The sequence below is a fragment of the Spirosoma flavum genome, assembly GCF_042686045.1.
GTDB classification, from domain to species: Bacteria; Bacteroidota; Bacteroidia; order Cytophagales; family Spirosomataceae; genus Spirosoma; species Spirosoma flavum.
This window is the reverse complement of sequence record NZ_JBHUOM010000001.1, coordinates 388324-409005: the sequence shown is the minus strand read 5'-3', so window position 1 is coordinate 409005 and position 20682 is coordinate 388324. Positions and strand designations below refer to the sequence as shown.

Below are 20682 nucleotides of genomic sequence, written 5' to 3'. Positions count from 1 at the left end.
ATGGATATTGCCCAATTCATTTTTCGACCATATTCTTCTATTCGCATGCATAAACGTCCCACAAGTAGAGTAGAACGAAACCTCAACTACATTTCACACATTAAGTATACTGGTAAGCCCACCAAATCAGAACGCCCTGCAATGGTAGCCGTGCCCACCGCAACCAGACAGGCAATTTTCGGAAGCGGCTTGAAGTAACCATATAAACATTGGCCGGAAATACAGCAACCAACAGCAAAACAAGCCCCCAGGCCGATAGTGAACGGGTAGCCGGAAACAGTAGTCCAATGCCCAACACTATTTCGGCGATGCCGCTCAACGTTACCATCAGGTTATGTGCTGGTATGTAGGGCGGCATGATAGCCAAATACGTTTTGGGATTGATGAAGTGGTTCGTCCCGGCAGCAATGTAGATAATGGCCTGAATATAAAGGCTTAGGTTATACATGAATAATCGGTAGGCAGGATTTAGTAAGACAGATATACGGGGGTTGAACCAATAGCATAAACGGAAAACAACCAGTTTTTGATTAACCCTTTTCCAACGTTAAGCTGGTCAACTACTGAAACCCAACTACTTATTCAATAACATGACCGACAAAACCCGCCGTATTATCCAGAATCAGGCCGCCACGTCGGAAGCCTAATCCACAAGCTTCGCCCGCGTAAATAACACCCGCTTGATACGTATGCCCGGCTGAATCCTGCGGAAATTCAACATACTCCTGATATATTTTCGGGTAATCGCCATAATCTCCATCCACAGCCTGTCGTTCGCTACCGTCGGCATTCAGGATCCGGGTGTTAGCGCCCTCCCGCCCAAACAACACTTTTTCTACGCAGGGCTTATTAGGCAGTGGTTTCGTATCTGTTTCGAGCAGTAAAGGGTGATTCGGGTAAAGCTCCCATAAAATTTTCAGGACGTATTTCGACTGAAAAAGCAGCGTATAAGCTGGATTCAGCACGACGGCCAATCGCTTGCGAACAATTTCAGTTAGGATTTGGACCAGTTCGGGCTCTTCTTCGGCCATGGCTTCCCAGGGCACTAGTTTAAACCAGAAATCCATTTTTTCGAACTGCCCGTTTTTAGGGTTCTGCCAGAAAATGCCTTCTTCTGCCGAAAAATCAACGTTATCTATAAAATCGAAATCGATGTCAAACCCAGCTTCACGGGCCGCTTCACCCAGTAAAGCCACGTTAGTATCGTCTTCAGGGAAGTCACGCATGGCCGATAGCAACAGCGTTGGTTGCAAGTCGGGGTTAATTGCCAGCAGTTCTTCAAACTGACCCGTTAATGTCTCGAATACTGCATTGAACTGCTGACTGTCATTGAGGCCATTCGCCTTGAGGTGGGCATATTGAACCACTGCCGTTTCGGGCAGGCACGTTGCTGTGTCAGCATTGAACTCAATGAGTTTTATCTCCCGACCATCAATGCCCCCAGCTAGGTCGAAGCGGCCATAGAGATGAATATTTCGGTCGTCGTCCCACGATAATTTAATCAGGTCAATCAGATTTTCGGGGATTCCCAATTCGGCAAAACGGTTCTCATCAATAATCTTCTGACCAGCAGCGACGAACATCTCGAATAATTCGTTGGTCGCTTCGTAGTAAGCATCTGCTTCGGCGGTTTTAATTGTCACAACCTCGTTTGTCAGGTAGGGTAGCGTGTCCTGGCCGAGCATCCAATCCCAGCCGAGATTACGTAGTTGGGAATCAGGCGGTATGGGTAGCGTTTTGAGAGAAATCATAGCAGTTGGTAATTTACAAAAGGCGAAGTACGATCTTTATCAAAACAATTCGAAATTCGCCTTTCGTAAATCTCGCTTAACCAAATGATTCGAACATACTTATTTTTAGCTAGTGTGCTGCTAACCCTGACAGCCGGTCTGGTTCATGGACAGTCGGATAAAAAGAGTCAGGCTATCCCTGTTATTTTCGACACCGATATGGGACCGGATTACGACGATGTTGGAGCGATTGCCCTGCTTCACGCTTTTGCCGATGAGGGACAGGCCCGGATTCTGGCAACCATTGCCAGCACGAACTACCCCAATGTAACGCCGGTATTGAGTGTGCTGAATACGTATTTTAATCGACCCAACATACCTATTGGCGTTCCGAAAGGAAAGGCGATCAGCGATAAAGATTCGCAGCACTGGTCTGATACGCTGGTCGTTCGCTATCCGCACACGGTTCGCTCGAACGACGATATGCCTGATGCTGTTGCGCTGTACCGCCAGATTCTGGCCAAGCAACCTGATCATAGCGTTACGGTCATTACGGTTGGCTTTCTGACTAACCTTGCCGATTTACTTGACTCCAAACCTGACCAATATTCCAAGCTGACAGGCAAAGCATTAGTTGCGCAAAAGGTAAAAAATCTGGTCAGCATGGCGGGCAAGTTTCCGAATGGTCGGGAATACAACGTGTTTAGAGACTCTTCGTCCTCAAGAATCGTGTTTGCCAACTGGCCGACGCCTATTCTAATGAGTGGTTTTGAAATTGGTGAACAGATTCATTCGGGTCTACCCTTGACCCAGAACACCCGTATTCAACATAGCCCAGTGAAAGATGTATTCACGATTTCGTTGCCCAAATCAGCCGACGATAAAAACGGGCGAATGAGCTGGGACCAAACCGCTGTACTGGTCGGAGTTAGAGGGCATGAACCTTACTATTCCATCAAATCCGGAAGATTAACGATGAATGCCGACGGCTCTAACGGTTGGGACGATTCGGGAAAGGGCCATCAATATTTAGTTGAAAAAATACCCTCATCGCAGGTTGAGGTATTGATTAATAAGCTAATGCAGCATCAGCCAGGAAAAAAACAACTAGAATAGCCTCCTTCTATAGCTATAAACCTGAGTCATTTCGGGCCAATATGTGTTATCTTTTTGTATGACTGATTCAGTAAAAGATGCGATTCGCAAAGCTGCCATGTTCTGCGCTTATCAGGAACGCACCCAGCAGGAAGTTCGCGACCGATTGAAGGATTGGGGCGTTTTTGGCGATGATGCCGAAGAAGTTATTGCTGAGTTGATTCAGCAGAATTACCTGAACGAAGAACGATTTGCCAAATCTTTCGCAGGTGGAAAATTCCGCGTGAAAGGCTGGGGCCGACGCAAAATCACACAACATCTGAAGCAACGCGGCATTTCGGGCTACAACCTCGATCAGGCCATGAAGGAAATTGCCCCGGACGATTACCGAGGTACACTCACAACGTTATTAAACAAAAAACGACAGAGTCTTCACGATGCTAATCCATTGGTTATCAAACAAAAACTTGTGCGCTACGCGCTTAGCAAAGGGTACGAATCGGACTTGATATTTTCGGTGTTAGGGGGCGAGTAGAGTGGCTGGAAAACTGAATCTCTAAACAGTCCTTCGGTGCGGTTTTTCATTGGTACGCTGAATCGAACACCCTATAGTTGATTTCGCCCAACAATTCCCGGTTCTTTGTGCCTATGAATCCGCGAAAAGTTTCCATTATCCTCATCAACTATAACTCTCATCAGTTTACTTACGACTGTGTTGATTCGATCATTGAGAAGACCGCGCCGGTAGATAGAAAAGGTGTTGATTACGAGATCATAATCGTTGACAATAATTCAATTGTCAACGATTATGAAGCCTTAAAACCTATTACTAATTCGAGTCAGCGCAACGGCCCGCAGATACAACTCATTCGCAGTCGGATTAATCTTGGATTTTCAGGAGGAAACATGCTTGGTGTTCAATTCGCCGATCCAAATACTGACTATTATTACTTTCTGAATAACGACTGTGTGTTGCGAACGGACGTGTGCAGTCAGTTAACCGATTTCATGGATGCCACACCCAATGCGGGTTTGTGTGGGGCGCAAATGTTTTCGGGCGATGGCTCCCGGCAGATCACCTTTGGCTATCTACCCACGCTCGGCAGCAAAATCCTCGGTCATGGTTTTGTGCGCATGTTCAATCCAGCACTTTATCCCTCTGTACGGCAGGTTTATACCGAGCCGGTCCGTGTGCCGTTTGTAATGGGCAGCACGTTATTTGTACGAGCGTCAGCATTCAATATGATTGGTGGGTTCGATATCGCTCATTTTCTGTACGTTGAAGAAGAGGACCTAGCGAAGCGATTACTGTTAAAGGAATTTTACGTTTATCTGGTCCCACAAGCCGAGTATGTGCATTTCACTGGGCAAAGTACTATCCGCACGTATGACGTTGAGAAAGAATACTACATTTCGCTATTTCACTATTTCCGGAAATATCATTCCTGGTTCGAACGGGGCCTGTTTCGAGTGTATTACTTTATCAAGAACGGACGCAAATTCCGCCGAAACCGGGTATATGCCCGGCTGGCGTGGTTTATCGGACGGGGTAGTCCCATGCGCGAGAGCTTACGGTATCGACAGATAATTAGTGGGCAGAACTAAACCCTTTTCAGCCCAAAATACTCATAGAAATAATCTGCTGGTTTCAGATTCAGCCACGACTCGCGGTTTTGAACCAAGCCATCATAAGTAAGTGCCTCAATTTGAGCGGGCGTAAAATTTAGCACTGACTCTGGTTTCTTTTTAGTAATAATGCCCAATCCCTGATCACAGTCAAGTACGAATACATTCAGGTCGGGGCGTTGGCTGCGTAGGTGAATAATCGTTCGCCATACATCACCGTTCCATTCGCCCACTTCCCAGTCTTCAAAACGCCCGGCGGCACCAGCTGACTGAGGATTACAGTCATGCAGAATAATGATACCGTCATCCTCCATGTAGGCAAGCGTGTTTTCAACATCACGGAGGGCAAAATGATAGGTATGCATTCCGTCGACGAGTGCCAGCTGAAGTTTTTTTCCAGAGAAGACCCGTTGAGCATCCTGAGCAAAAAAATCGTCGCTGGTTTTCTCGAAATACTGATTATTAAGATTATAGGGGTTGATAATCGCTTTCCCAAATCGGCGGGTGGCATCGAAGATAAACTTCGGATCAACCGCAATTTTAAATGTGCTTTTGATGCGAAAGAAAATATGACCGTTCTCCACCCCGATTTCGAGGTAGTTTTTCCGGTTTTTCTGTTGCATCAACGCTTGGATAACATCTAATCGATTCATTCAGGCAGGTTTAGTTTCTACCCGAATTATACGGACAGTGAGTCAAAAATAGAAAAGTCCCGGTATGGATTGCAGCCATGCCGGGACTTTTCTTCAAAAAGCAGGTACACTATTCTTAAAAATCAGCGTCGAATGTAATGCCTTTGGGTTCTTCCGTGACCGCAACGGGCATTGGGTTTTCAGAATCTTGCGGCTGGGAAGCGGCTGCTTTCATTGCCTTGAATTTAGACATTACTTCACCCCGCTGGTATTCACCAACCCGCTTTTCGAAGAAATTGGTCTTGCCCTGCAACGAAATCATGTCCATAAAATCGAATGGGTTTGTTACGTTGTAGAGTTTACGCAAACCAAGAGTCGTCAGCAAGTGATCGGCCACAAAGGCGATATACTGCTTCATTAACTCGGCATTCATACCAATCAATGATACGGGCAGTGCATCGGATACAAACTCCTGCTCAATTTCAACGGCGTTACGAATGATGTCATACACCTCCGACTCCGGCATTTTATTGACAATGTGGTCGGTGTAAAGCATACAGGCAAAATCGCGGTGCAGGCCCTCATCGCGCGAGATGAGTTCGTTTGAGAAGGTCAGGCCTGGCATCATACCCCGTTTTTTGAGCCAGTAAATGGAGCAGAACGAACCTGAAAAGAAAATACCTTCTACTACAGCAAACGCAATAAGACGCTCGGCAAACGTACCGTTATCTATCCAGCGCAAGGCCCATTCAGCTTTTCTCTGAACACACGGAATTGTATCTATAGCATTTAGCAGCCGGTCCTTTTCGGTGGGGTCTTTAATGTACGTATCAATTAGCAGCGAGTAGGTTTCGGAGTGGATATTCTCCATCATAATCTGAAAACCATAGAAACACTTAGCTTCAGCATACTGCACTTCCGACAGGAAATTGACAGCGAGATTTTCGTTTACAATACCGTCTGACGCGGCAAAAAACGCTAGTACATGAGATATGAAGTGCCGTTCGCCATCGTTGAGGCTGTTCCAGTCTTTCATATCCTGGCCAAGGTCTATTTCTTCAGCTGTCCAGAACGATGCTTCATGGGTTTTGTAGTATTCCCAAATGTCCCAGTGTTTAATAGGAAACAACACAAAACGGCCTTTGTCTTCTTCTAAGATCGGTTCGATCACATCATTCTGTACCATAGCGTTCGGTATACGGTTTATGTGCAAATAACCAGCCTAGCGAACTGGTTAAGGAGATAACTGATGAGTAAATTTAGTCTAACAAAATTACAGTTTCTGCTCATATCCACAAGTCAGACCGGTGGAACAACTAGCAGGAGACAGTTGAGGGGATAAGCTAACGTGAACGTAATTAGTTAGTTAAGACAAAACAAGTTAGCGAAATTCTTGAAATAATTTAGTTGTAGTATAAGAGATCAATTTGAAGTAAAAAAGAGTGAGGCATGACCTTCCTCAAGTTTCTCCTTACTACACCGGATCATTAAGTTAGTATAGCCTTTGACACTAGGTTGATACAGTGGTGTATAGTGGCCTATTAACACTCAAAGTGTGTTGATATCATGCGTAGAGTATTCTCGAACATACTGGCCATACTGGCCATACAATCTTGAAAGTGCCTACTAATCTCACATTGAACACTTTACCAGTTAATTCAACTTTGACAGGCAAATCATACTTGTTGGCACTGTTAGCACATATAATTTATGCGGTTGCGTATAGTATATTTTGGGCTAAGCTGACAAACCCACCTACCTATTGAAGCCGAAAAATCACCTTCTCCATAAATATGGGAGTCTATGTTCAAGTAAGTGACCTGAAAAAGTAACTACTTTATTTACCTCTGCTGACAAGTGCCATTACAGTCTGTTGATACTAATCGGTTGACAAATAAAAGCTTGCTAAAGTGACTTTAATAATTAGTTATAGTCAAAGAAGGTGACATATACTTGAATTACAATGAATACAGTTATTATGGAGAAGGATGAAAAAATCAGACGCAACCGCTCAAAAACTACTCAACGCATCGTTGAAGCGTTAGAAGAAGTCATTGCAGAACGCGGTTTAGAAGGCGTAGGTGTAAACCGCGTTGCGGAGAAAGCCAATGTCAGTAAAGTTCTGATCTACAGGTATTTTGGCGGAATGGAAGGTCTGCTAGAATACTACGTAAAAATGGGAAAACTTTTCCCAGTCTTTACACCTGCAGTTTTAGACCAGATTCGTCCTTTACACGAATCTGATATAGCCAGAATCTGGTACCGGCAGGTTATTCAAACATATAGATATTTCCGCACGTTCAAGGCCGCTCGTGAGGTACTTAAAGCAAGCGTTATTGAGAATGATTCGATTGCGGAAACAGCAGCTCGGGCGCAGGATGAAGAAATGACACGGCTTGTTAGCCAACTCTCATTTGTAAAAGGAGCGGATACGCAGGCAATCTCGGCAGTCATACTGGGCGCCATGAATTACTTGACCATCATGGCCCAAAACAATCGTACAATGATTAACATTGACCTTCGAAGTGAAGATGGCTGGCAACGCGTTGAGAATGCCGTAAAAACCATCTATATCTCCTTGAATAAAATGGCAATTAGTGCGAAAGATGTTGAACTGGAACTCCAATCTGCCCATTTGCCAGTGGCACAATGGTAAGAACTGATAAGCAGCTTACAACAGGTTGCAGTTGACCAAACTTGTTACTGCACCCCACTGTAAACTGCTTATCATTTACTTGACCTGAATAGTCTTCAATTGCGGACCAACGCCTTTAATTGTCAGTGACTTCCACTTCTTTGGAAGTTTCGTTTTAAGCTGCGTAATACCATTGTCCGTAATCTCTATACCGCCAAAACCGTTCAGAACAGCTTGTAGCATACCACCCGCCCCCGTTGCAAAATACGGGTTTGTTCCTCCGGCTGTTTCAGCAAGCACACCAAACGGCGGCACCTCATTCGGCTTATAACTTCTGACAAAAAAGTCATAGGCTTTGTCCGTTTCGCCTAAGCGGGCATGTAGCGTCGATAATACCGACCAGCCCATGGCTGGTCCTCCGGGTGAATAACGAGGCTCATAGTAGGCCAAATCTTTCTTGACAGCCGCTTCGTCGCTCACAATAGTAAGCGGATAGGCCAGTAGATTCGCATCGGCCTGTTTAATTTGCACACCATCATACGTACGATTTTCTTTGGTAACTCCATCCGGAAATTTCAGGATTGGAATATTGTCAGCGACGAGTTTCCAGTCAGGATTGGCGGTTATGCCTAATTCCTGAGCCGCCTGCGTGGCATACATTAACGAGGTTTTGGCCATACCATTTGTGAAGGCATTGTCATCAATATTTTCCTGCCATTCGTTCGCACCAATTACGTTGTTAATGTGAAATTTACCTAAGCCTTCACGTTCAACGCGGCTGGACCAAAAATCAGCCACTTCCTTTAGCATTGGGTAACCACGCGTTCTGAGCCACTCTTTGTCTTTCGTTACCTGATAATATTTCCAAAATGACCAGCCGACACAGCCAGTTATGTGGTGTTGAAACGGACCCGTTAAGGCCCAAACGGGCGTAGCTTCCTGTCCGTCAGCATCGGACTCCCACGGAAACATGACACCTGCATAGCCGTGGCTGAAGGCATTTTGTTTAGCCATTTTCATACGCTCAAACCGATACTCAAGCATTGATTTAGCGATCTCAGGCTTAAGGGTAAGAATCGGTGGATACATCCAGAGTTCAGTATCCCAGAAAACGTGTCCGTTATAGCCCAGACCTGACAAACCCATTGGCGACAAACTATAGCCGGTGCCCTCACGAACAAATGAATACAGATGATAAAGTGCCGACCGTACTGCCTTCTGGGCATCAGGGTCGCCGTCGATTACAATATCGCTTTGCCATAATTTGACCCATTCAGCATTGTGGCGCATTAAAAGCCGTTCAGGACGCTCGAGGGCGGCAAAAAGTGTTAGTCGTTCTGCTTCGTTGTGTGGATCGGCAGTATGAGCCGTAGACGATACGGATCCCACTACGCTAAACCGATACGTCTCCCCTGCTTTGAGCCGTTTTTTGAACTTGGCAAGATGCATGTTATAATCCCAATCTTCATGAATAACATCGGGTTCCTGACCGTGTGGTTCCTCGAAAATAAAGCTAGTAGATGCCGCTACCGTATGCCGACCCGATGGGCTCTTAGCCACCGATGTCAACAGGCGAATGGTGACGTGGGAACGGTCGATTTCCGAATAAAAGTTCTTAACTTCTTTCAGGTTTTCCGGTGTCTCAATAACGCTCATCGGGATAATTTCGCAGTCTTTCTTTGCCGTAATCTCGACCATTGTTAGCTCCGAAAATGGTAAATGACGCAGGGCCATCATTGTTTGCCGAACGCTTACCTTGTCTTTATAATCGAACGTAGTCGTTAAGGCAGCTTTCTGCATATCAAGTGTCTGCCGGTAGTTGGCAATGTCTTTCGGACCTAGTCGCTGGCCATCGACATCAAGGTTCATGTTGGCAAAATTAAATACCTTCAGAATATTTGAAACGCGGCCCCGCCCATAGGTATCAAACGCACCGTTCAGCACTACGTCTTTCACTTTCATCGGCTCCGGCGATGACACTAGCCCAATCATGCCGTTGGCAATGGTAATACCATAATAAGTAGCTGGATTAATGTTCTGGCCAACAATCTGCCAGGCTGCATTATCGGGTTGCGTCTGTGCTGTAGCTGATAACCCACAGAAGGTTAACAAAAAGCCAAGTAGTACTCCTTCTTTCTTCATAAGTATAGCATAGATGAAACAAAGGCTAAAAATAATACCATTAATATAAATAAGCCAATCAGTTTATAACCTCATATCAAGTAAGAAGTAAGACCTCAGCAACAGAATGGCTCTTCTCTCCGACTAAATAATTTACAGAAAAATGGCCTACACGCTGTAACATTTTGCCAGAACTGGTTTCCAATCACTAACACGATCACTCTGGAGGCCCGGCGCAATGGCGTCAATTCGGTTTTCTGTTCACGAATCTCAACTAGCTAAACACTATGAAAACGTTCCTATTTTTTATACTACTCGTTGCAAGCCAACTGGGGTTTGCTCAACCAACTTCATTTAGTGTAACCGTTACGGGTAAAGGTCAGCCTGTTATTTTGATACCTGGGTATTCATGCAGTGGGGAGGTTTGGAATGAGACCGTAGCTCACCTGAAAGACCGCTACCAGTGCCATGTTCTGACGCTGCCGGGTTTTGCGGGCGTAGCACCGATTAAAACACCAATTTTGCAAACTGTTCGCGATGAAATCATTCGGTATATAAAGGATAAACACCTCCAAAAACCTATTTTGATTGGACACAGCCTCGGTGCCTTTATGGGACTTTGGATTAGCAGTAAAGAGCCTTTACTGATTAGTAAATTAATTTGTGTTGATGGCGTACCGTTTATTTCGGCTATGGGCAATCCCAAAATTTCCGCTGATTCACTTCGTAAACTGCCTATATATAATGCAGATGCAGTAGCCCAGAACTTCGTTAATCTGCCAACGGATTCCTACGAGGCCAATGTGGCTAAATCTATGCTTACACAAGTAAAGGATTCGACACGGGCACGCCAGATTGCGCACTGGTCGGCGTTGAGCGACCGCCGAACGCTTGGCTATACCCTTGTTGAAATGAGTACAACCGATATACGGAAAGACATTTCGGCCATTCAAGCGCCAACCCTGGTAATAGGCAGTTTATATTTTAACAGTGCATCCACTACCGAACGCATCCTCAATGAACAGTATGCTTTGCTAAAACCTAAAACTATTTTAGTTGCGCATACAAAACACTTTATTATGTACGATGACCCAACGTGGTTTTTCGGACAGATAGACCAGTTCCTTAACGCGTCAAACTAACAGCCACGGTTCCATGCTATCGCCACCGGATTTTGACACGCTTTATCAAACGTACTACCCTAAGGTCTTAAAACTCTGCTTAGGCTATACGGGCAGCTATCCTCAGGCGCAGGACCTGGCGCAGGAAGCATTTGTGAAAGCCTGGCAAAATCTGTCATCGTTCAAAGGCGATTCCTTAGTAAGCACATGGCTTTACAGAATTGCAGTTAACACCTGCCTGAATCACCTGCGAAAAGAGCGTAAACAGGCGACCGATACGCTACAGGAATATCACAGCGATCAGCAGGCTGATGAACCGAACGAACTGGAGAGTCAAATCAGTCTGCTTTATAGCTGCATTAGCAAACTTGCCGAAACCGACCGACTTATTATTACGCTGGTATTAGATGATATGCCCTATCCTGAAATTGCCCAGATTATTGGTATTTCGGAAGGCAATTTACGGGTCAAAATTCACCGGATTAAGCAACAACTAACAGATATTTATCATCGACATGGACGACTTTGAGCAACTTAAACATGTGTGGCAGCAACAGTCCGCTCCAGCAAGTATTCCTGACATCGGTGATCTCAAAAAGCGTAATAAAAATACGCAGCTAAAGCTGGAGCGTTTACAATTGTTATCGGCTGCGGCACTACTATTGACGTCGATTTTCATCGTCTGGATGGGGTTTTTCAGCAGCGTTCAATTTCAGTCAACCCTCACCTACGTTGCGGTTGTACTTCTGGCACTGATTCCGGCTGTACAGGCCGCGATTAACATAAACGTTTATGTCCGTTTGCGTCGGATCGACCTGGCAGCGTCTGTAGCGCAACATTTAGAGCAATGGGAGCAGTATTATGCCTTCCGGAAACAGTCAATCAAAGTAAATCTGCCGATCTATTACATTCTCTTGAATGGCGCGTTCGGACTCTATTTTATTGAAATTTTGGGGCATTTCTCAATGCTTGGCCGGGTCTTGGCTCTAATCCCATATTTTGCCTGGATGCTCTATGCCTATTTCGTTCTGGGAAGAAAGTCACTTCAGAAAGAAAACGGACGACTGGAGTCTATTATCAATAACCTACAGACCATTCAGCAACAACTGGACAGCGCAGAAAGTCCTGCCGAAAAATAGCCAGTCACCTCTGGTAAGCACATTCCATTAGTAGCACAAAAGAACGGTCTCTACTGAAGCTACCAGTAGAGACCGTTCTTTATAACTAACGTAAACTTATCGTTTCGCAATGGTTGATTTACGGGCATGAATTTTATCAATTACCCACTTGCCCACTTTTTCGCCTTCAACCTGCCCATTTACTAAGGCTGAACGATAGTGAATACCACCGTACAACCGACTGATAGAGGCTTCGTCGGCGGCATTTCGAAATGACGTAAATGACCGAACGCCATGCCCATATTTAAACTCGGTAGAATCGGTGAAGGCAATATTGTCGCCGATAAGGTTGGTAAGCACCGTAGCCGCTGCGGTGGAGATTACACTATGCCCACTCGGATATTCGGGGAACGGTGGTGTTTGTAGAAAAGGCGTCCATTTAGGGTCAATCGACTTGTTGATGACCGTTTCGGGACGGATCGTTTTGGTCCGGTATTTTTCATCCCAGCACGAAATAAAACCATCGCTCAACGCAAATGAAGTTAGCGCATAGGCTTCAACAGTACGCATCATGTTCAGTTTTTTCTGGCGGGCAACAGTTTGCGCAATCGCCAGCCAATGCCCACCGGGCGTCATTTTCTTGCTGGCATACATAACATGTCCAGCTACATTCATGACAAACGCGTTATCGTCCCAGAAATAAGCAATATCCTGTTTCAACTTATCGACGTCTTTACCTGCCTTGTATACTTCGTCAAGCTCTTTTTCGTAGGGGCTACCTTTAGCAAGGCTATATGGGAATGGGCGAGGAGGCATAAACTGGTTACATGTGTCCATTGCCCAACAGCGCAACTTGTTCCACTGTGGTTCAGCAGCATCCATATAGGCCGGGGGCGTTGGCACCCATGTACCCTCTTCGTTCGTAACAGTATGCTTAAATCCCCGCGTTTGCTTATAACTGTCTTTAGCCGCATAATCCAAAATATGCTTGGCTACAGATTCGCCATAAACCATTGACCGATCATACACCTCGTCGGGTACGCCATCTTTTTTATACTGCTCATAAAATGGTTTCTCGAACTCATCATAAAAATCAACGGAGAACGTCAAGGCTCGGGCAACCATCATGAATGCATGTGTGCTCGCCAAGGGAAAACAGTAGTCTTTGCCAGCTTCCGGCTTGGGGCCAGCCTGGAACCGCTTTAATTTACCTCCCATCGATTCATATTTCGCATCGAATGGCACAAGAGCTTCGTAGCCCGCCAAATTTGCGTAAGAATATATCCGACTGGCAACGGGGGGCGAAAAGATGTCATGAATAATTACTTGTGTCAGCTTATTCAGAGCAGCGTTGTAGTATTCAGGATTGGCAGCCTTTGCATTATATTCGGCAGGCGAAGCAGGCTTCTGACAACCAGTCAATCCAACCAGTAACAGGGCCACCAGATAGCCAAAGCGAAGGGAAGAGTTCATACGATTAATGACAAGTTAGAACGGCAACCAACCGCGATGTGATTGGTTACTATTGACAAATTTAACAGAAAACAGCCGATAAGATTAAGCTTTACTTAAGCTGTAATGGTTTAAACGCCTGCAAGCCAGCACCGTTGCGAGCAACAACAATCAATGTACCCTGTGCCGTATTTACCGGACGAATATCCCGTATCTCCCCATTGAGCAGGAAGCCACTGTCTATTGGCGATAAAGCTACAAAATGTCCCTTACCGTCATTGCGTAAGACCAAACCATAACTTGCGTCGTAACGACCCTGGTATGTACTGACACCGTAAAAATTACCTCCACCCAACACATCAAGATCACCATCGTGGTCAATATCAATAGCTTGCAGAGCAAACAGCTTCGATACTTGTGCCATCATGGGGAGTTCGTGTATAACAAAGTTAGGCTCCCCATCCCGAACACCCTTATTTTCCAGATAGACTGATGCGAACTGATCGACCGTGAACTCTTCAGCTCCTTTTAGTTCATCGTCTTTTAAGACAGCATTAAGCGGTTTACCGGCAAACGACACATAATCGTTAAATCGTTTGTTGATAATACTCGGTATCTGCTTACCCAATTCATCCTTAAATGCCAGTGGATACCATTCTTCCCCCCCGCCTGGTGCAGTCCGATTGTACGCAATGATTTGCTCTACACTCTGATTGTTATCTATATCCTTAACCCACATCCGTAATTGAGAATCGGGCATTTTGCGCAACTTGGTATTCGTACCAATATTACCCGCTATTAAGTCAATGTCGCCGTCTCGGTCGAAATCAGCCGCTATAATCCGCTGGTAAAAACCATTCAAGGGAGTTTTGTTCGCCGTGATAGGTTTAACCTCAGCAAACTTTCCATTGTTGTTGGCGAAAATACGAATCGGCATCCAATCGCCCGCCAGAATCAAATCTTGGTCTTTGTCACCATCATAGTCGGCCCAGACAGCATCAGTAATCATTCCGGCTTTGCGCAGGCCCGCAGCTAGTTTGTCTGTCTGATCTGAGAAATGCGGTTGACCATCCCGCCCTTTGCCATCGTTAATCAGGAGGTACGAGCTTGGTGATTTACCATAGCCAAAACCAACTACGCGCCCTCCAACGAATAAATCAAGGTCACCATCGTGATCAATATCGAAAGGACGAACACAGCTTTTGTTGTCGTACATGGGCGGTAGCGCAGTGGTCGCCCGGCTGAAGTTGCCCTTACCATCGTTCACGTAAAGCCGGTCGAATTGCTCCGACATTTTGTCGTAAAATTCATTCCCCCCCGACACTACATACAAATCTTGATCTTTGTCACCGTCAGCATCAAAGAAAACAGCATCCACATCCTCATAGGTTGAATCTTTTTCGAAGTCTGGTTGAAACGACGCCTTAAACGTGCCATCAGGCTGCTGGACTAACAAACTTCCGGTCTGCCATTTAGCCCCACCAGCATATACGTCGTCTAAACCATCGCCGTTAATATCACCAACAGCTAAATGCGGCCCCTCGGTTGAAACCTTAAATGGCATCAATGATTCACGAACAAAATCAAAGTATTCCTTATTCTCCCTGTGTTTGTATGGAATAGAATCAGTGGTTGTAACATCAGTAAAAAGTGGATGTACAGCCGAAACGGTATATCGAAAATTCGCCCCATCAAGGTGAGCATCTACCTGTTTTAACACCAATGACTGATTAGTTTTCACCTTTGTGCGGATTTCCATACGCTGGTTTGGCCAGATCACGATCAATGAATCAACAAGTTCATGTTTACCTAAGCCGAATAGCAACTCTGGAGCTACCGATGATTCGAAACCTCGTGTCAGCATCAACTGTTGTACCTGCCGCCCCGTTGAACCGGTCGTGTCTCCCCTATATGTCATGATCACTTTTGCCCCTACGCCAAACGTATTTGGAGCATCGCCTTTTAGCTTAATAGTCAGGTGTTTATTATCAGGAAAGATAGTATTCGCATCATTGCGATATAGTCCGGCAGGATCATCAATATTATTAGTAATCAGATCCAGATCGCCGTCATTATCCAGGTCTGCGTAAGCAGCACCATTTGAATAGTTTGGCGTCTCAAATCCCCACGCGATAGACTTGTCCTCAAACCGCAACGAAGGTGTTCCGTGATACAAATAATTGTGAACCTTACCCTCAGGCATAAGCTTGATCGCTCGTTCGTCGAGGGAGCGCGATGTTTCCATGGCGTAACGCAGTGAATCATCGGCGGCAAACTTCACATAGTCGAGGTTGTTAGGCCGGTGTACAATACCGTTACTGATAAATAGATCCTTTATACCATCGTTATCATAATCGGCCAGCAACGGCGACCAACTCCAATCCGTTGCCGCTATACCCGACATGGCCCCAATATCTATGAATTTTTTTCCGGATAGGTTCAGTTGAAGGCAGTTCCGGCTATATTGATTCATGTAGCCAAAGGCCAGTTTGTACAGATATATATCAAGCGGGTCTTCGCCTAATGACGATTTTTCGACGGTTTCGTCTTCCGGATACATATCGAGCGTAACCACATCAGCAAAGCCATCGTTGTTCACATCGGCAATGTCGTTGCCCATCGAGAAACGGCTGGTGTGCTGAAATGCTTTCTTTACACTCTCGGTGAAGGTGCCGTTATGGTTGTTAATGTAATAATAGTCATCCTCATGAAAATCATTGGAGATATACATATCCTCCCAACCATCATTATTCAGATCAGCCACCGAGATTCCGAGTCCGTAACCCATAGCTGCGCCAAAAATTCCAGCCCGCTCGCTCACATTCTGAAATCGGGCAACTTTGCCAGCCGGGGCTTTGCCGGTTTTCGATACAATCTGATTTTCGTACAGGTAATCGCCCGATTCATTGTTGCGTAAATTTCGGGCCGTTACACGATCGTAACTTCGGGAGGTGTGAATGGCATGGTTGAGCAGGTAGCAATCCAAATCGCCATCGTGGTCGTAATCAAAGAAGGCCGCCTGGGTCGAAAATCCCGTGAAGTCCAGTCCATAGTCCGAGGCTTTCTCGGTAAAAGTCTCGTCGCCGTTGTTGATATAAAGCTCGTTAGAACCTTCCTGCCCCCGGAAATTACCAACGGCACAGACGTATATATCTAATAACCCATCGCCATTCACATCGGCCATTGTCGAGCCGGTTTGCCAGTCAGCGAAGCCTTCCACCCCGGCTTTTGCCGTTATGTCTTCGAATTTGAAATTTCCTTTGTTGAGATACAACTTATTTTTACCCTGGTTCGAAACAAAGTATAGATCGGTTAACCCGTCATTATTGATATCACCCGCCGAGACACCCCCTCCGTTATAAAAATACAGGTAGTCAAGAATATTCAGCTTCTCAGTTGGCACTAAATGATTCACAAAATTCACCCCGGTCTGGGTGGAGTCGACTGCCTGGAAAAGTTGTTTATCAGATTTGGAAAGGTTGCAACTCGTCAACGTTATTGCGCCGACAAAGAGAAATAAAGCAATGCGTTTCATAAGGATAATAGATGATGGAAAATGAGTAACGAATCGATAGCCTAGGCCCGTTTTCATTTTTTATTACTCATTGTAAAAATCTGTGCCCGGTCGTTATTCTTGGCTAGAACGATTTGTCCTTGTGCCAGCCGCGCAATATGTCGAACCTGACCTCGCACGAAGAAACCTGACACAGCCGGATTGATTGCTTCGTAAGCAATTGTGCCATTGGGTGCTTTTCCTTTATTGCGCAATACAACACCGTAACTAGCATCATAACGCCCAACTTCCGGCAACACGTCCAGAAAATTACCCGTTAATATGAGGTCGGTGCGGCCATCCCGATCATAATCGGCAAATAGCGCACCACAAACGGGCGAAAATTGAGCTTCGGCTGGCAAAGGCTGAAAGATTAAATTGCCCTTTCCATCATTCAGAAGAATAGCTGTTGTGCCCATAAACGCCTGCTTCACAATAGCCTGTTTCAACTGGTCTTCGTCTAAGATGTCATTGATTTTTTTGCCAGCATAGTCACTGTATTTTACATATTTTTTCTTGATACTGGGCATGGCTTTCTGCAAGTCCTGCTTCAAAACCATTGGATATAATTCGCCCGTTTCATCGGCACAGTTGATAATCTGTTCGACCGTACCATTATGATCAAAGTCGCCGACATAGATTTCAGCTGGAGTGGTCTGTGTAGCCTTAATACGGGAATTTGTGCCTAGATTTCCTACTACCAGATCAAGATCGCCATCACCATCGGCATCGCCCGCCGTTACGCAGTTCCACCAGCCATTCGTTTTTATCGGTTCACCTTTGGCATTTTTGATGGCTAATGCAGGGTTTTGACTTAATTTTCCGCGCTTATTTTCGAATACTTTTACAGGCTCCCAATCACCGACGACAATCAGTTCGGGATAGCTATCGCCATTGAGATCGGCCCAGGTAGCCGACGTTACCATGCCTAGTTGCTCGGCATCAGGCAGAGAACGCTTCGTATAGTTTTTAAAGTTTCCGGTTCCATCATTGGTAAGCAGGTAACTAGCTGGGTTCTGGCCGTACTTTCCCGGAATCATCCGGGAACCCACAAACAGATCAACATCTCCATCCTTATCAAAGTCGGCGGCAGCCACACATGAGCCACTGGCTTTCAGGTTCGGCAAGCCCGTTTCTGAACGAGTGAACCCACCTTTACCGTCGTTCAGGTATAACCTATCCAGTAACTCATCGGACTCATCATCAAACTCATTACTACCCGAAACTATGTAAAGATCCAGGTCTTTATCACCATCAGCGTCGAACAGAACGGCGCTTACGGCTTCGTAGGTAGTATCCTGACGCATTAGAGCAGGCGTTTTATCGACGAATCTGCCAGCGGTTTGCTGCACAAATAAGTGGGCAGGATGTCCGCTAGCTCCCCCAAGAAACACATCATCCAGGCCATCCCCATTTACATCACCAGTAGCTAAGGCGGGGCCCTGCGTAGAGAATTGCTGTTTCAGTAACGCATCCCGGTTGTAATCGACGAAGGGGCTTTCTTTGTGTATGTAATTCAGGCCCGCTGCAACCGTATTATCCTGAAAAAACGGTTCTTGTTTAGTAAGCATTGGTTTCCAAAATTGGGTTGCGTCCTGCTGCCGTAAAATGATCAGTTGGTTTGCCTTCGGCTGGCGCAGGGTTTGTTTCCTGTCGTCGGGCCAGATGACCACAAGCGAATCAATCTGAGGGCTAGAGCCCAAGCCAAACACCATATTAAGATCTACCGACGACTCAAATCCCCGATTAGGCATCTGCTGCAACAGTTGAGTTTGTGCTTGCTGGTAGACGAATACACGGGCACCAATAGCATTCCGATTCAGGCCAAGCCCATCCAATTTAATTTTTAAGTAATTCGTCTTGTTCTTTTCTATAGATTGATTCTTATAAACGGAAACCGGAGAATTTACATTATTAACAATTAAATCCAGATCGCCGTCATTGTCTAAATCACCATAAGCCGCACCATTAGAAAAATCAGGTTCCGATAGCCCCCAATCGAACGCTTTATTGGTAAATTGGAGGTTTCCATCATTATGGAATGCGTAATTCGGTACGGCCTCTGAGGGAGCTTTATCTAAAAACTCCTTAAAGTTGAAAGATCCTTTCCGAGCCATTTGAGCCATGTTTTCGCGGTCGGCCAAGAAGTTCACAAAGTCCTGATCGGTTACGTCTTTGGCAATACCGTTGGCCACAAACACATCTTTACGACCGTCGTTATCCATATCGAAAATCAATGCCCCCCAACTCCAGTCGGTAGCCTGAACACCGGCAAATCTAGCTATTTCGCTGAACGTCGGCAGACCATTATTGCCCGGCTGATTTCCCTGGTTTAAATGCAGCATGTTCTGCATAAACTGATAATGGAAGTCCCGGCCAACTTTAATCTGTTCCAGATCGTGCCCCTCAAATGTGGATGTTTTCTTTAACCGACGGTCATTGCCGGGCAGCATATCGGTTATAAAAATGTCGAGTTTACCATCGTTATTAATGTCAGCCACATCAGCACCCATAGATGACAAACTCGTATGCGGCATAGCGTCTTCTATCGATTCTCGAAATGTACCGTCGTGATTATTGATGTAGAGGTAGTCACGCTCGTAGAAGTCGTTGGAGATATAAATATCCAGCCAATTATCTTCATTCACATCGCCGATAGTAATACCTAACCCAAAACCAATAAGGCTACCATAAATCCCTGCCTGCTCCGATACATCAGTAAAAACGGTAGCCTTAGCAGTATGTATTTTACCCTTGCTCTTCTCAACGGTCATATTTCGGAACAGCTTATGTCCCCCCAATGAATCTCGTTGAGCCCGTAGATTAGCGTAAACTAATTTACCAACAGGCATGAAGCTGTTGTTAAGCAGATACATATCAAGATCACCATCGCGGTCGTAGTCAAAAAAGGCCGCGTGAGTTGAATAACCCCGATCATCTAAACCGTATTCGACAGCCTGCTCCGTAAACGTAGGTATCCCGTTCGCATCATTTCCATTATTGATGAAGAGTTCATTGGCACGGTCGTCCCCATCACGAATGCCCGCATTACAGACGTATAGGTCTAAACGTCCGTCGCTATTTACATCTGCAAAGGTTGCACCTGTGCTCCAGGCTCGCTTACCGGCCACGCCCGCTTTAGCGGTTACATCCTCAAACTGCATCTTACCTTTATTCAGGAAGAGTTTATTATCGCCCATATTGGCAATGAGCAGCACATCGGGCAGACCATCATTGTTGACGTCGCCGATAGCTACACCACCGCCGTTATAAAAATTTCGGTAATTGAAGATGTTAAAATCTTTGTCGTCAGTGACTGTATTAGCGAAATTAATATGGGTTTCGTCGGCAGATAACTTTTGGAAAAGCGGGTCTGAAGGAACCTGTTGTTCTGAACGGCAACTGGTCAGCAGACTCATTGCCACAAATAATAAACGAATGCGCATTAGCACAAGAACGTGATTAATAAAAACGTAGTCTTATTGAAGATTTAACAAAAAAATCTAGAAACTCTCTGTAAAAGGGACTACAAATGTAACGAATTACAGAGGCAGATTAGCCATTTTCCCGGGATTAATTGGCTTTTAATCAGTCAAAAG

General features: G+C 45.5%; 15 protein-coding genes. 7 read left to right on the top strand and 8 right to left on the bottom strand.

Going from position 1 to position 20682, the window contains the following annotated elements; all coding sequences use genetic code 11:
* Positions 1-100: 100 nt before the first annotated feature.
* Positions 101-448, bottom strand: a complete 348-nt coding sequence (locus ACFS25_RS01585) for a DoxX family protein (RefSeq protein ID WP_381496649.1) — start codon at positions 446-448, stop codon at positions 101-103.
* Between the two features lie 130 nt (positions 449-578).
* Positions 579-1751, bottom strand: a complete 1173-nt coding sequence (locus ACFS25_RS01580; protein ID WP_381496648.1) for a glutathionylspermidine synthase family protein — start codon at positions 1749-1751, stop codon at positions 579-581.
* An 84-nt stretch (positions 1752-1835) separates the two neighbouring features.
* Between ACFS25_RS01580 and ACFS25_RS01575 the strand changes: the two genes are divergently transcribed.
* The 3 genes from ACFS25_RS01575 to ACFS25_RS01565 all read left to right on the top strand — a co-directional run bounded on the left by ACFS25_RS01575 (position 1836) and on the right by ACFS25_RS01565 (position 4430).
* The gene (locus ACFS25_RS01575) at positions 1836-2846 is read left to right on the top strand and encodes a nucleoside hydrolase (RefSeq protein WP_381496647.1); all 1011 of its coding nucleotides are present in this window, start codon (positions 1836-1838) and stop codon (positions 2844-2846) included.
* A gap of 58 nt (positions 2847-2904) precedes the next feature.
* Positions 2905-3360 (top strand): regulatory protein RecX, encoded by a 456-nt coding sequence (locus ACFS25_RS01570; RefSeq protein ID WP_381496646.1) that lies wholly within the window; start codon positions 2905-2907, stop codon positions 3358-3360.
* A gap of 113 nt (positions 3361-3473) precedes the next feature.
* Positions 3474-4430, top strand: a complete 957-nt coding sequence (locus ACFS25_RS01565) for a glycosyltransferase (protein WP_381496645.1) — start codon at positions 3474-3476, stop codon at positions 4428-4430.
* On the opposite strand, the gene ACFS25_RS01560 is transcribed toward ACFS25_RS01565, so the two are convergent.
* Both ACFS25_RS01560 and ACFS25_RS01555 read right to left on the bottom strand, forming a co-directional pair.
* Positions 4427-5104 carry a class I SAM-dependent methyltransferase gene (locus tag ACFS25_RS01560; protein ID WP_381496644.1) on the bottom strand — a complete coding sequence of 226 codons (678 nt, stop codon included), beginning with the start codon at positions 5102-5104 and terminating at the stop codon, positions 4427-4429. The genes ACFS25_RS01565 and ACFS25_RS01560 overlap by 4 nt on opposite strands.
* A 115-nt stretch (positions 5105-5219) precedes the next feature.
* The gene (locus ACFS25_RS01555; RefSeq protein ID WP_381496643.1) at positions 5220-6269 is read right to left on the bottom strand and encodes a ribonucleotide-diphosphate reductase subunit beta; all 1050 of its coding nucleotides are present in this window, start codon (positions 6267-6269) and stop codon (positions 5220-5222) included.
* Positions 6270-7046: 777 nt separating this feature from the next.
* On the opposite strand from ACFS25_RS01555, the gene ACFS25_RS01550 reads away from it, so the two are divergent.
* The gene (locus tag ACFS25_RS01550; protein ID WP_381496642.1) at positions 7047-7739 is read left to right on the top strand and encodes a TetR/AcrR family transcriptional regulator; all 693 of its coding nucleotides are present in this window, start codon (positions 7047-7049) and stop codon (positions 7737-7739) included.
* Between the two features lie 75 nt (positions 7740-7814).
* Here ACFS25_RS01550 and ACFS25_RS01545 read toward each other — a convergent pair whose 3' ends face one another.
* A complete protein-coding gene (locus ACFS25_RS01545; protein WP_381496641.1) occupies positions 7815-9860 on the bottom strand; it encodes a glycoside hydrolase family 65 protein in 2046 nt (681 codons plus the stop codon).
* Positions 9861-10126: 266 nt separating this feature from the next.
* On the opposite strand from ACFS25_RS01545, the gene ACFS25_RS01540 reads away from it, so the two are divergent.
* From ACFS25_RS01540 to ACFS25_RS01530, 3 genes are read left to right on the top strand one after another with little or no spacing between them, the layout of a single operon-like run.
* Positions 10127-10981: an alpha/beta fold hydrolase gene (locus ACFS25_RS01540; RefSeq protein ID WP_381496640.1), complete on the top strand. Its 855-nt coding sequence runs from the start codon at positions 10127-10129 to the stop codon at positions 10979-10981.
* Between the two features lie 13 nt (positions 10982-10994).
* On the top strand, positions 10995-11489 hold the full coding sequence (locus ACFS25_RS01535) for an RNA polymerase sigma factor (RefSeq protein WP_381496639.1): 495 nt from the start codon (positions 10995-10997) through the stop codon (positions 11487-11489).
* On the top strand, positions 11476-12099 hold the full coding sequence (locus tag ACFS25_RS01530) for a hypothetical protein (protein WP_381496638.1): 624 nt from the start codon (positions 11476-11478) through the stop codon (positions 12097-12099). Before ACFS25_RS01535 ends, ACFS25_RS01530 begins: the two co-directional genes overlap by 14 nt.
* Before the next feature lie 96 nt (positions 12100-12195).
* Here the strand turns inward: ACFS25_RS01530 and ACFS25_RS01525 are convergent, their stop codons facing one another.
* The 3 genes from ACFS25_RS01525 to ACFS25_RS01515 form a co-directional block, all read right to left on the bottom strand.
* Positions 12196-13551: a vanadium-dependent haloperoxidase gene (locus ACFS25_RS01525; protein WP_381496637.1), complete on the bottom strand. Its 1356-nt coding sequence runs from the start codon at positions 13549-13551 to the stop codon at positions 12196-12198.
* A 91-nt stretch (positions 13552-13642) separates the two neighbouring features.
* On the bottom strand, positions 13643-17065 hold the full coding sequence (locus ACFS25_RS01520; protein ID WP_381496636.1) for a VCBS repeat-containing protein: 3423 nt from the start codon (positions 17063-17065) through the stop codon (positions 13643-13645).
* A gap of 53 nt (positions 17066-17118) precedes the next feature.
* Positions 17119-20529 (bottom strand): VCBS repeat-containing protein, encoded by a 3411-nt coding sequence (locus ACFS25_RS01515; RefSeq protein ID WP_381496635.1) that lies wholly within the window; start codon positions 20527-20529, stop codon positions 17119-17121.
* Positions 20530-20682 lie beyond the last annotated feature (153 nt).

Excerpts from the sequence above, each read along its gene's own strand:
- ACFS25_RS01555 (WP_381496643.1), bottom strand. The coding sequence starts at position 6,269 with ATGGTACAGAATGATGTGATCGAACCGATCTTAGAAGAAGACAAAGGC.
- ACFS25_RS01580 (WP_381496648.1), bottom strand. The coding sequence starts at position 1,751 with ATGATTTCTCTCAAAACGCTACCCATACCGCCTGATTCCCAACTACGT.
- ACFS25_RS01550 (WP_381496642.1), top strand. The coding sequence starts at position 7,047 with ATGAATACAGTTATTATGGAGAAGGATGAAAAAATCAGACGCAACCGC.
- ACFS25_RS01560 (WP_381496644.1), bottom strand. The coding sequence starts at position 5,104 with ATGAATCGATTAGATGTTATCCAAGCGTTGATGCAACAGAAAAACCGG.
- ACFS25_RS01570 (WP_381496646.1), top strand. The coding sequence starts at position 2,905 with ATGACTGATTCAGTAAAAGATGCGATTCGCAAAGCTGCCATGTTCTGC.
- ACFS25_RS01540 (WP_381496640.1), top strand. The coding sequence starts at position 10,127 with ATGAAAACGTTCCTATTTTTTATACTACTCGTTGCAAGCCAACTGGGG.
- ACFS25_RS01585 (WP_381496649.1), bottom strand. The coding sequence starts at position 448 with ATGTATAACCTAAGCCTTTATATTCAGGCCATTATCTACATTGCTGCC.
- ACFS25_RS01575 (WP_381496647.1), top strand. The coding sequence starts at position 1,836 with ATGATTCGAACATACTTATTTTTAGCTAGTGTGCTGCTAACCCTGACA.
- ACFS25_RS01545 (WP_381496641.1), bottom strand. The coding sequence starts at position 9,860 with ATGAAGAAAGAAGGAGTACTACTTGGCTTTTTGTTAACCTTCTGTGGG.
- ACFS25_RS01520 (WP_381496636.1), bottom strand. The coding sequence starts at position 17,065 with ATGAAACGCATTGCTTTATTTCTCTTTGTCGGCGCAATAACGTTGACG.
- ACFS25_RS01515 (WP_381496635.1), bottom strand. The coding sequence starts at position 20,529 with ATGCGCATTCGTTTATTATTTGTGGCAATGAGTCTGCTGACCAGTTGC.
- ACFS25_RS01535 (WP_381496639.1), top strand. The coding sequence starts at position 10,995 with ATGCTATCGCCACCGGATTTTGACACGCTTTATCAAACGTACTACCCT.
- ACFS25_RS01530 (WP_381496638.1), top strand. The coding sequence starts at position 11,476 with ATGGACGACTTTGAGCAACTTAAACATGTGTGGCAGCAACAGTCCGCT.
- ACFS25_RS01525 (WP_381496637.1), bottom strand. The coding sequence starts at position 13,551 with ATGAACTCTTCCCTTCGCTTTGGCTATCTGGTGGCCCTGTTACTGGTT.
- ACFS25_RS01565 (WP_381496645.1), top strand. The coding sequence starts at position 3,474 with ATGAATCCGCGAAAAGTTTCCATTATCCTCATCAACTATAACTCTCAT.